The sequence below is a fragment of the Granulicatella sp. zg-84 genome, from assembly GCF_010892375.1.
Classification (GTDB): domain Bacteria; phylum Bacillota; class Bacilli; order Lactobacillales; family Aerococcaceae; genus WM01.
In genome coordinates this window covers 1-11955 of record NZ_WNJX01000040.1, presented here as the reverse complement: position 1 = coordinate 11955, position 11955 = coordinate 1, and the positions used below count along the sequence as shown (strand labels likewise).

The 11955-nt window shown below is 34.1% G+C and carries 13 protein-coding genes and 1 pseudogene; 11 read left to right on the top strand and 3 right to left on the bottom strand.

The window, feature by feature from the left end; genetic code table 11:
- A partial coding sequence (locus tag GMA06_RS07630; protein WP_163562222.1) for an ISL3 family transposase occupies positions 1-806 on the bottom strand: 806 nt, incomplete at its 3' end.
- Positions 807-892: 86 nt separating this feature from the next.
- Between GMA06_RS07630 and GMA06_RS07625 the strand changes: the two genes are divergently transcribed.
- Together GMA06_RS07625 and GMA06_RS07615 are read left to right on the top strand one after the other, a co-directional pair.
- Positions 893-1165 (top strand): recombinase family protein, encoded by a 273-nt coding sequence (locus GMA06_RS07625; RefSeq protein ID WP_163562221.1) that lies wholly within the window; start codon positions 893-895, stop codon positions 1163-1165.
- A gap of 437 nt (positions 1166-1602) precedes the next feature.
- A pseudogene (locus GMA06_RS07615) lies at positions 1603-1832 on the top strand (Lsa family ABC-F type ribosomal protection protein); the annotation flags it as partial.
- 39 nt (positions 1833-1871) lie between these two features.
- Here GMA06_RS07615 and GMA06_RS07610 read toward each other — a convergent pair.
- Positions 1872-2309, bottom strand: a complete 438-nt coding sequence (locus tag GMA06_RS07610; protein WP_163562220.1) for a MerR family transcriptional regulator — start codon at positions 2307-2309, stop codon at positions 1872-1874.
- Between the two features lie 125 nt (positions 2310-2434).
- On the opposite strand from GMA06_RS07610, the gene GMA06_RS07605 reads away from it, so the two are divergent.
- The 3 genes from GMA06_RS07605 (at position 2435) to GMA06_RS07595 (ending at position 4978) form a co-directional block, all read left to right on the top strand.
- Entirely contained in the window at positions 2435-3430 is a 996-nt protein-coding gene (locus GMA06_RS07605) for an alpha/beta hydrolase (RefSeq protein WP_163562219.1), read from the top strand.
- A gap of 51 nt (positions 3431-3481) precedes the next feature.
- The gene (locus GMA06_RS07600; RefSeq protein ID WP_240328872.1) at positions 3482-3991 is read left to right on the top strand and encodes a cyclophilin-like fold protein; all 510 of its coding nucleotides are present in this window, start codon (positions 3482-3484) and stop codon (positions 3989-3991) included.
- A gap of 429 nt (positions 3992-4420) precedes the next feature.
- Complete coding sequence (locus tag GMA06_RS07595) at positions 4421-4978, top strand: transposase (protein ID WP_163562218.1); 558 nt, start codon at positions 4421-4423, stop codon at positions 4976-4978.
- Between the two features lie 271 nt (positions 4979-5249).
- On the opposite strand, the gene GMA06_RS08525 is transcribed toward GMA06_RS07595, so the two are convergent.
- The gene (locus tag GMA06_RS08525) at positions 5250-5492 is read right to left on the bottom strand and encodes a sugar-binding domain-containing protein (protein ID WP_240328808.1); all 243 of its coding nucleotides are present in this window, start codon (positions 5490-5492) and stop codon (positions 5250-5252) included.
- 356 nt (positions 5493-5848) lie between these two features.
- Between GMA06_RS08525 and GMA06_RS07585 the strand changes: the two genes are divergently transcribed.
- Genes GMA06_RS07585 through yqeH form a run of 6 tightly spaced genes read left to right on the top strand, consistent with a single transcriptional unit; the run spans position 5849 to position 11894 of the window.
- Positions 5849-7120 (top strand): UDP-N-acetylglucosamine 1-carboxyvinyltransferase, encoded by a 1272-nt coding sequence (locus GMA06_RS07585; protein WP_163545201.1) that lies wholly within the window; start codon positions 5849-5851, stop codon positions 7118-7120.
- Complete coding sequence (gene rho / locus GMA06_RS07580) at positions 7120-8376, top strand: transcription termination factor Rho (RefSeq protein WP_163545200.1); 1257 nt, start codon at positions 7120-7122, stop codon at positions 8374-8376. The genes GMA06_RS07585 and rho overlap by 1 nt, the downstream gene beginning before the upstream one ends.
- Positions 8377-8391: 15 nt before the next feature.
- On the top strand, positions 8392-9336 hold the full coding sequence (locus GMA06_RS07575; protein ID WP_163561280.1) for a nucleoside hydrolase: 945 nt from the start codon (positions 8392-8394) through the stop codon (positions 9334-9336).
- A 12-nt stretch (positions 9337-9348) separates the two neighbouring features.
- Positions 9349-10296, top strand: a complete 948-nt coding sequence (locus GMA06_RS07570) for a glycosyltransferase family 2 protein (protein WP_163561279.1) — start codon at positions 9349-9351, stop codon at positions 10294-10296.
- Positions 10283-10804: a YqeG family HAD IIIA-type phosphatase gene (locus GMA06_RS07565; protein WP_163561278.1), complete on the top strand. Its 522-nt coding sequence runs from the start codon at positions 10283-10285 to the stop codon at positions 10802-10804. Before GMA06_RS07570 ends, GMA06_RS07565 begins: the two co-directional genes overlap by 14 nt.
- Complete coding sequence (gene yqeH, locus GMA06_RS07560) at positions 10797-11894, top strand: ribosome biogenesis GTPase YqeH (RefSeq protein ID WP_163545196.1); 1098 nt, start codon at positions 10797-10799, stop codon at positions 11892-11894. The genes GMA06_RS07565 and yqeH overlap by 8 nt, the downstream gene beginning before the upstream one ends.
- Positions 11895-11955: the final 61 nt, after the last annotated feature.

Genomic DNA, 11955 nt, shown 5'->3' with positions numbered 1-11955 from the left:
TTCTGATGTAAAGCTTTCATTACATGCACTCTGTGTTTTGTTAACTCACGATTTAATGCTTGTACAATATGAAAAGGGTCGATAATGATATGTGCGTTAGGAAATACTTGCTTGGATACCTGAATATAGGGGCGAAACATATCAATCGTAATTGTTTTAACAGCTTTTCTTGTCTGGGTATCGTATCTAGCAAAGTAGTCTAATAGAGTGCTGGGTTTACGGTCGTGTACAACGTCAATCAGTTGATGAGTCAGTGCATCACAATAGATAAAACTCATGGCACTATCAGAAGATTTTACTGACTTGAATTCATCAAAGCATAGATGATGAGGTAATTGTGTGTTGTGATTTACTTTTAAAGTAGAGGCGACTTTATCAACAATACGTCTGACCGTATGTACAGATACATTGTGTTGTTTAGCGATGTAGGTTTCTGAAATGGTTTCTGTAAAAGTGTCCATTATCTTTTGTTTTAAACGGTTCGTGATAAAACAATGCTTATCCACAATAGGTGTTTCAGCCGTAAACGATGATTGACAGATTTTACAATAAAAACGTTGTTTAGTGAGTGATAAATAGGCATTTAGTCCTGAAATTTGGCATAAAGACAGTCGCGATTGACGTGTTCCATTTTTTACAATGCCATTGGTTGTGTGACAATTTGGGCAACAATCTGGTGTATAGGTTAATTTACCGTATAAGACTAATGATTTTTTATGTCGAATGACACATTCAGATATGTTTTCATGATCAAATGTGATGTTTTTATCCTTTAATTGTAGTAAGGTTTCTGTTATACTGGACATGGGCAATTTCTCCTTATTATTTGGTCGTACTTTTAATTTTAGAGAAAATTGCCTTTTTGTCTACATAAAATGAGGGTTGCTGGCTTATGCCATCAACCCTAAAAATTATACAGCCATTAACACCCGGTGGGAAGAAGAAATGGTCGGCGAGAACAGTTGCAGCAATACTTAGTAATGAGAAATATAAAGGAGATGCGCTGCTGCAAAAGTCATTTACAGTTGATTTTTTGACTAAGGAAAAGAAAAAGAATGAGGGTGAAATACCTCAATATTATGTAACAGGAAATCACGAGGCTATTATTTCACCAAGTACATTTGATAGGGTACAGAGGTTACTAGAGCGAAGAAAAGCTGGTTAAGAATAAGAAAGAGATTATTAGCACCCATAAAAAAATGGCAAAGATAATCTTTGATACCTCAGCATTTGAGAAGGAAAAGACAGAACTAGAAGAAGAACTTAATATTGTGGCTTAGCAGGTAAATGACTGTATTAATGAGAATGCCAGAAAAGTTCAAAACCAGGATGATTATGAAATAAGATACTCAAGCCTAGTAAATAGGTTTAATACTACAAAGGTTAGGCTGGATGAAATCAAGCAAACTATCATAGAAAAACAATCCAAGCGTGATGAGGTAGAGGATTTTATAAAGGAATTAGAAAAGCAAGATCTCATGAGAGAGTTTGATAAAAATGTATGGCTTAGTATTGTAGACTATCTTACAGTACATCATGATGGAAAAGTTGAATTTACATTCCTTGATGGCAGTCGGATAGAATTAAATAGATAGAAATCGAAACAGGAATTCTATTGATGACCAATCAGGAAATTTTATATCATGGTATGAAAACAAAGTGATGGAAGACCGATTTGAAATCAGTCAAAATGAGAAATTAAAAAAGATATTAAACGATTAAAAGAAGCTGCAAGATAGAGTAAAATTTAGTTCGATAAAATTGAAAACTGAAAATGGCGCAAAATATCTGGTGTAAAACTGGAAAAAGGACATATTGGACACCAATTCGCACCCCAGATTCACATATCTCGGGTTATCAACCCAGCTGTATTATTTATGTGCCTTGTTATATAGTTTTTGAATATCTTTGGGAAGTTTATCTGGAAGCAGGGCATTAATGCCATCCTCAGTACCATCTTGCAATGCTTTATCATAATACCAACATTTAAACTCGAGCATGGCAAGAGTTTTTTCAAGCTGCTTTATTTCAGAAAGTACAGCTTTTTTACGAGATTCAAATAATTGTTTTCTATCAAAGTAGCTTGATGGGCCTTCCATAACCCACTGAAAGAATCGTTTAATATCTTTTATTTCAAGACCGGATAATTTTAAACATTCAATAACCCGTAAAGCCTCAATTTCAGTATCTCTGAAATATCTGATATTGCCTTTTCGCTCTAGATGAGGGAAAAATCCTTCTTTATCATAGTATCTTAATGTTGAGATTGGGAGATTAAACATCTCTGAAACCTGTCCAATTGTATACATATATTTACCTTCTTTCGATTATAAAAACAATACTTGACCTAAAGTTAACTTCAGGTCTTATAATTATATTATAAGACCTGAAGATTTTATTTTCAATATGAACTTATATGGAGGTATTTGATAATATGAAGACAGATGAACTTAAGCTAGTTGTGGAATGGGACAAGACATTTCCTAAAAGTGAGAAAGTGGATCACAAGAAGGTCACATTTATAAATCGATATGGCATCACACTTGCTGCAGATATGTATATTCCAAAAGAGCCTAAGAATAAATTTCCTGCGATTGCAGTAAGTGGACCTTTTGGAGCAGTAAAAGAACAGTGTTCCGGACTGTATGCCCAGACAATGGCAGAGATAGGGTATCTGACTATTGCATTTGACCCGTCTTTTACAGGTGAAAGTGGTGGAAAACCAAGATATATGGCATCTCCGGATATTAATACAGAGGATTTTATGGCTGCAGTAGATTTTCTTTCAGTTCAGGATAATGTGGATGCAGATAAAATCGGTATTATTGGAATTTGCGGATGGGGTGGTATGGCCATTAACACAGTAGCTCTTGATACCAGAATCAAGGCAACAGTCGTTTCTACAATGTATGATATGACAAGAGTGAATGCCAACGGATATTTTGATTCTGAAAACAATGAGGAAGCTCGTTATAATTTAAAGAAAAAGCTAAATTCAATTAGAACAGAAGAATACAAAAAAGGTGAGTACTCAAGGGCTGGTGGATGTATCCCTCTTCCGGTTCCAGAGGATGTACCATTCTTTGTGAAGGATTATAGCGAATACTATAAAGGTAGAGCCTATCATGCAAGGAGCATTAATTCAAATGACGGATGGAATGTGATTGGCTGTCAGTCATTTATGAATCAACCGATTCTTAAATACAGTAATGAAATCAGAAGTGCAGTTCTTATTATGCATGGAGATAAGGCACATAGTTATTATTTTGGGAAAGATGCATATGAAGCTATGATTAAGGACAGTAATTACACTGATAATAAAGAGTTTCTTACCATTCCAGGTGCTGTTCATACAGATCTTTATGACAATTTAGAAGTGATCCCTTTCGATAAGATACAGAAATTCTTTGAAGAAAATGGAGTATGTTAGTGATGTAAAAGAAAGTATTAACTATATCAACAATTTTAAGGGGTAGAAGCAATGCGAACATTATTTTGTACTATTCTGTCTATGGTGATACTTGTTTCTATGGTGGGATGTGGAAATATCGTAAATGACTGTGACAATAAAAATCAGACAGATAAAATTACTGGGGAAGCTAAAAGTGACAGTCAAAGTGTAAATAGTAAAGAAAGTCAGAAATATGATATGAAATTATATATTAATGATACGCTTGTTCCTGTTATATGGGAGGATAATGCTTCGACGAGGTCACTAATGGAAGATGTCTCAGAGGGTGATATGGTTATCAGTATGTCTAGGTACGGAGGTAATGAGCAGGTGGGTTCATTGAGAAAGCAGTATAGAAGTAATGATAAACAGATGACCACACACAATGGGGATATAGTCCTTTATAACAGTAATAATCTTGTTGTGTTTTATGGTTCAAATTCATGGGCATATACGAAGCTTGGAAAAATAGATTTACCGGAGCAGGAAGTTACAGACTTATTGTCGAATGAAGATGTAATAATAACGATCAAAAAGTAAGGGGTGGTCATTAGAATGGGAAAAATTATAAAGACAGCAGGTAGAAAGTAGCTTGGAGAATTCGCTCGGTAAATTCTTCAAAAGGCAGAAAGTAGCGTTTACTGATATTTTAAGAATTATGGGAATTAATCTGGTAGAATTGCAAAATTTGATGTGAAAATTTAAAGATTTAATTCAATCTAGTTATAATATACAATTTGATTTTAGTGTAAGGACGGTAGCAATACCGTCTCAGACTGTTGACAAATTAAAATGTCGACAGTCTTTTTTCGTATCAGACGTTAAGTTGTACGGCTTACCACGATGTACACGATACATCGCTCGTTCTCTACTACGTGCGAGAACGAAGTCATTCGTACCACAACGTCTGATACGATAATAACGCTTAAAAGTGGTATAATAGAGATAAGAAAAAGGAGGGAAAAATCTATGTTTTATAAAGAAACTCACCCAAATGATGAAATCATATTAAACACATTGTCCGAATTAGTACCAAAAGACCATTTACTACGTAAAATTGATAAATCAATTGATTTCAACTTTATTTATGAGATTACTTCTCCCTATTATAGTCATACCAACGGTCGTAATAGTTTAGACCCTGTTGTTTTATTTAAATTGGTCTTTTTAAAAGATATTTATGGCATTAAATCCATGCGAGAAACCATTAAACGTGTCGAAACGGATGTAGCGTTTAGATGGTTTTTAAACCTCCCTTTCTCTAAACCTACCCCACATTATTCTACTTTCTCTCAAAATTATATTCGCCGTTTTCAAGGTACGTCTGTGTTTGAAGATATATTCAACACTATTGTACACCAAGCTATCTCACATCATTTAATTAGCGGCACAGCATTATTCACAGATTCCACACACATTAAAGCAAACACCAATAAAAATAAATTTAGAAACGCCGTTATTGAAGTGGTTCAGGAACGTAAACGAGATTTAGAAAACGAAATCAACGCCGAACGAGAAGCTATTTGAAAAAAGCCGTTTCATTACACCGATAAAACCAGCTCTAAAACTATTAAAGAAAGTACGACTGATAAAGAAAGTGGCTATTACCATCGGGATAATAAAGAAAAAGGATTTATGTACTTAGACCATCGTAGTGTAGATGGTAAACACAATTTTATTGTAGACTGCTTTATGGCGCAAGTACGTCTCCATTTGGATTTTTGCATAAACTCTGTTATTATTTTCATAATGTATCCAAAATTTTCAATGCAAATTTTTTGTCTAAAAATAAATGCGTTCATAAACTTCCTTTTAATGTACCGATAATGGCAGATGATTTAAATTTGTTATTACATACACTAATTCGGATAGAAATGTAGAAAATATTTTCTAACGACAGCCCAAATGTTTTGTTGTGATTGATTGATAAAAATTGTCCATTGATATTGAATGGGTGACCGTATAAAACAACAACAGCTGTGTCTAATGATTCAAATAATACGTCTTTACGGATAAAGCTAATGAATAAAAATTTTAACAAGCTTTTTATCTTTCGATTCGTCTAGCTCTTTTAAAAGTTTGTATTGACTCAAGGCATATTTTTTCGATAATTCTGTAATCGGTTGGTTATGAATATAGTAGTCCTCTCATAGATGAATTAAAAATGTATCGTTATTTTATACATGTTTTTCCATAGAATATCCTTAATGATTATATAAATTAAATATTATTCTATACGATTTATGCACAGCATTCAAGAAGAAACGTGAATACAACATAAAAAGATAGACATTTCACTCATTTTAAGCTATTCTAAAATGGGTGTTTTTGTCATTTAGACAAAAATAAGAAAATTGCGAATGAGAGATAGTAGATACGTTTTAAGGAGAATGAAACATGAAAAAAATTGTTGTTCACGGGGGCAAAAAACTATTTGGGGAAGTGACAATAAATGGTGCAAAAAATAGTGTTGTAGCACTTATTCCAGCTGCCATTTTAGCGGATAGCCCAGTAACTTTAGAAGGTGTACCAGATATTAAAGATGTACATGCATTGATTGAGATATTACATGATTTTAATGTAAAGGCAGTATTTGATAATGGCGTGTTAACAATAGATCCAACGCATATAAAATCTGTTCCAATGCCAAGTGGTAAAATTCAAAGTTTACGTGCTTCTTATTACTTTATGGGTGCAACATTGGCTCGTTTTCATGAAGGAGTTATTGGATTACCTGGAGGTTGTTTTTTAGGTCCTCGTCCAATTGATCAGCATATTAAAGCTTTTGAAAAATTAGGTGCAACCGTGACGAATGAGCAAGGTGCTATTTCTTTAGATGCTAAAAAACACGGGATACATGGCACACGTATTTACTTTGATGTTGTGTCTATTGGTGCCACAATTAACTGTATTCTTGCAGCGGTGAAAGCAAAAGGTAGAACCATTATAGAAAACGCAGCAAAAGAGCCTGAAATTGTTGATGTGGTAACATTATTGAATAAAATGGGTGCTAATATCCGTGGTGCAGGTACAGCCACTATTCGTATTGATGGTGTGGAACACTTACATGGCTGTACACATGCCGTTATACCAGATCGTATTGAAGCAGGAACGTATTTGTCATTGGCAGCCGCTTGCGGTGAGGGTATTTTAGTCAAAAATGTCATAGCCGAACATATTGAAAGTTTTTTGGCGAAATTAGACGAAATGGGTGTCGATTTTGTTGTTGGAGAAGAAGATATTTTAGTAAAACCAACGAAAGAATTAAATATGGTATCAATTAAAACGCAACCTTATCCGGGATTTGCGACTGATTTACAACAACCGATTACACCATTATTATTAAAAGCAACAGGAACAGGAACGGTTTTAGATACGATTTATCCAAAACGTGTGAAACACATTGCTGAATTGGTGAGAATGGGTGCAAATGTCAAAGTAGAAGGAGATACGATTCGTTTCAATGGGCCTTCTGAACGTCTTATGGGTGCACAAGTCACAGCTAGCGACTTAAGAGCAGGGGCATGTTTATTAATTGCCGGTTTAATGGCAGAGGGAACAACAGAAATTTATGGTGTAGAGCATATTTTAAGAGGATATGCCCATATTATCGATAATTTACGTGCATTAGGGGCGGATATTGAAATGGTTGAAATTGGAGGCGACTAATGGAAAATATTTGGACTTTAGAAACACTTGAGCAAGAAACGTTAAAAGAAATTTATAAATATGCTAGAGAATTAAATATTCCCTCATATAGTCAAATGAATAAAAAGGAATTGTGCATGGCTGTCATTCGTGCACAAGAAGAAACACAAGGTTTCTTTACAGTTGAAGGTGTTTTAGACGTTGTTTATAACGGACAAGATAGCTATGGTTTTTTACGTCCAATAAATTATACCCCAAGTCAAGAAGATATTTATATTTCTAATTCACAAATGCGTCGCTTTGATTTAAGAAGAGGCGATTTAGTGACAGGAACGGCTCGTCCACCAAAACAAAGTGAACGTCGCAATGGGTTAATGCATGTGTTAAAAGTCAATGGACAAGATCCAGAAAAAGCTAAAGAAAGAGAGCATTTTCCAGCTTTAGTCCCACTTTATCCAGACACACAAATTGTTTTGGAACATAAAACAAATGATATTGCTGCACGTGTGATTGACTGGGTAGCACCAATTGGGTTTGGACAGCGTGGGTTAATTGTTGCACCTCCAAAAGCAGGTAAAACATCATTGATTAAAACGATTGCCAAAGGAATTACACAAAATTATCCAGACGTTTATTTAATTGTCTTATTGATTGACGAACGTCCAGAAGAAGTAACTGATTTAGAACGCAGTATTAACGGAGAAGTGGTTTATTCGACATTTGATCAACAACCTGAAAACCATGTACGTTTAGTTGAGTTAGTTCATGAACGAGCATTACGCTTAGTTGAAGAAAAAAAAGATGTTGTCATTTTAATGGATAGCATTACCCGTTTAGCTAGAGCATATAATCTTGTTATTCCTCCGTCTGGTCGAACATTGAGTGGAGGGATTGATCCAGCCGCTTTTTATAAACCAAAACGTTTTTTTGGAGCCGCACGTAATATTGAGGACGGCGGTAGTTTAACAATTCTTGCAACGGCATTGATTGATACAGGTAGTCGCATGGACGATGTGATTTATGAAGAATTTAAAGGAACTGGTAATATGGAATTACATTTATCCAGAGAACTAGCAGAAAGACGTATTTTTCCTGCAATTGATATAAAAAAATCAGGCACACGTCGTGAAGAATTATTGATAGATAAAAAACGTTTAGACTTAATTTTTAAAATGCGTAACAGTATGAAAGGAGATTCACTCGAGTATACAGAGGCTATTTTAAAAGGAATGCGTAGTACAACAAGCAATAAAAAATATTTTGATTTATTAAAATAAGAAGGTAGAGAGAATATGACAAGAAAAGTATATTTAAACCATGACGGTGGTGTAGATGATTTAGTATCTTTATATTTATTATTGAAAATGGACGATGTTGAAGTTGTTGGTGTTGGTGTCATTGAAGCAGATTGTTATTTAGAACCTGCCGTATCTGCAAGTAAAAAAATTATTGAAAAATTCGGATCAGAAAAAGATAAAAAACATATCAAAGTTGCATCTTCTAATTCAAGACCGGTTCATCCATTTCCTAAAGAATGGCGCATGCACGCTTTTACAGTAGATGCCTTACCTATTTTAAATGAACATAAACCAGTAAGTATTCAAGATAGTTCTTTGAAAGCACATGAAGATTTAGTGCATGTCTTAAAAAATAGTGATGAAAAAATTGATTTAGTTTTTGTTGGTCCATTAACCGATTTGGCAAGAGCGTTAGAAATGGATGCAAGCATTGAAGAAAAAATCAATAAATTATATTGGATGGGTGGAACATTTTTAGAGCATGGCAATATTGAAGAACCGGAGCATGATGGAACAGCAGAGTGGAATGTATTTTGGGATCCATTTGCCGCAAAACGTGTTTGGGATTCTTCAATCAAAATTGAATTAGTTGCTTTAGAAAGTACAAGAAAAGTTCCTTTAACATTAGATGTACGTGATATGTGGGCAAGTCAACGTCGTTTTGAGGGAGTTGACTTTTTAGGACAATGTTATGCTATCGTACCACCATTGACTCATTTTGTAACGAACTCAACATATTTCTTATGGGATGTATTAACGACAGCTTCATTTGGACAAGAAGCTTTAGTCAAACGTGACATTGTATACAGTGATGTGGTCACAACAGGAGCAAGTAAAGGACGCACGATAAAAGTAGAAAATGGACGACCAGTTGACTTAGTATATGATGTCAATCCAACAGCATTTTTTGATTATATTACTGATTTAGCTAAAAAATAGAAAGGAGTAAGGATGATGTTATCAATTATAATTCCTTGTTACAACGAAGAAGGAGCCATTCCTTTGCTATATAAGCACGTGATTGATGTATTAAAAGAGATTGGTATGTCTTATGAATTGATTTTTGTCAATGACGGCAGTAAAGATAACACGTTATTGCAATTAAAATTATTGGCAAAAAAAGACAATCATGTAAAATACATTAGCTTTAGTCGTAATTTTGGAAAAGAAAGTTCAATGCTTGCAGGATTGAGTTACGCAAGTGGACAAGCTGTGATTATTATGGACGCTGATTTACAACATCCTCCTCTACTTATTAAAGAAATGATCAATGCTTTTCATGCTGGATATGATCAAGTAATTGCCAAAAGAACACGAACGGGAGATTCTGTATCTAAAACGTTTTTTGCCAAGATGTATTATAAAATTGTCAATCATTTAACAGATGTTGAAATGGTTGACGGTGTTGGCGATTTTCGTTTATTAAGCAGAAAAGCAGTCGATGCTTTATTGTCATTAAAAGAGAGCAATCGTTTTTCAAAAGGTCTTTTTTCTTGGATTGGCTTTAAACAAAAAATTATCGAGTATGAAAATCAAGAACGTCAAGTTGGAGAAACAAAATGGTCGTTGAAAAAATTATTTAACTATGGTGTGCAAGGTATTTTATCATTTAACGACAAACCTTTACGCATCACCTTTCAATTAGGATTAGTATGTGTGCTCATGTCATTTTTATATATTTTATGGACATTTATCACAATATTAAAAGAGGGTGTGACGGTTGGTGGGTATTTTACGACAATTTCTGCCATTTTAGTGATTGGTGGTGTGCAACTCATCTCGATTGGTGTTTTGGGAGAGTACATTGGTAAAATTTACTACGAAGTAAAAAAACGTCCACCATATCTGATTGATGATACAAATATAAACGTAAAGGAGAGCGAGCATGACATCGTTTAAACCAACATGGATGTTAAATAGTGTTTATGGTTTAACGCCAGAAGCATTACAAACACATGATATTCATACTGTTTTAGTTGATTTAGACAATACGATTGTTGCTTGGTGTGATCCATTAGGGACCCCTGCTTTAAAAGAATGGTTACAAACCTTAAAAGAGGCACATATTCAAGTAGCCATTGTATCGAATAATCGACAAAATCGTGTTGCCAAAGTAGCGAATACTTTAGATATCCCTTATGTTGCCAGTGCTAAAAAGCCACTGTCTAGTGGTTTGAAAAAAGCAATGGAGAATTTACAAAGTACACCAGATAAAACAATTATGGTGGGAGATCAATTATTGACTGATATTGTAGCCGGTACTTTATCAAAAATGAGAACAGTTATGGTAAAACCACTTGTAAACAGTGATTATTTTATGACAAAAATCAATCGTTTTTTTGAAAGACGTATTTTAGCAAAATGGCAAAAAAAATATCATTTAGAATGGAGAGAAACACTTGACTGAAACACTTTTTTGTATAGGTTGTGGATTAGCTATACAAACAGAAAATCCAAAAGAAAAAGGGTATACGCCGAAATCTGCGTATGAAAAAGGTATTGAAACAGGACAACTTTATTGTCAACGTTGTTTTAAATTAAGACACTATAATCAATTAGAAAAAGTATCCGTATCCGATGATGATTTTTTAGCCATGTTGCATGAAATAGGTTCACGTGATGCCTTGATTGTGAATGTGATTGATATTTTTGATGTTTATGGTTCTATGATTTCTGGTTTGCATCGTTTTGCAGGCAAAAACGATATTTTGATTGTTGCTAATAAAGTTGATTTATTGCCAAAATCCGTTAATTTAAATCGTGTGAAACACTGGTTAAAAGAACAATTACACACACAAGGCATTAAGCCTATTGATATTGTCATGGCAAGTGGTAAAAAGAAAAAAGAGATTGATGCCTTATTAGATGTTATTGAACATCGTAGGCAGGGTAAAGATGTCTATGTTGTAGGTGTCACAAATGTTGGAAAATCAACTTTAATCAATGCTATTATTTCTAGTTTAGGTGGTACACAAGAATTGATAACAACATCTCAATTTCCAGGAACAACATTAGATCAAATTCGTATTCCTTTTGAGGATGGCGCTGATTTAATTGATACGCCAGGAATTATTCATCGTCATCAAATGGCACATTATTTAGATGAAAAATCATTGAAACTAGTATCTCCACAAAAAGAATTAAAGCCGGTGACATTCCAATTAAATGAAGAACAAACATTATTTCTTGGAGGATTAGCTCGTTTTGATTATTTATCGGGAGAAAAAAATGCTATGACATTTTATTTTGCTCAAGAATTGTTGTTACATCGCACAAAATTAAATGGAGCAACAGCTTTTTATGACAAACATAAAGGTGGTTTATTATCGCCTGTCCCGCAAGAAGATGTGGCATTTGTACGTAGTGAATTTTTTATCAAAAAACAAATGGATATTGTAATTTCTGGATTGGGTTGGATTACAATGCATCATAAAGGTAAAGTAGCTGTTTATGTTCCAAAAGGTGTGGACGTAACAATTAGGGAGGCAATTATTTAATGTTGACAACAAAACAAGTCAAATTTTTGAAAAAAGAAGCACACCATTTAAAACCAATTTT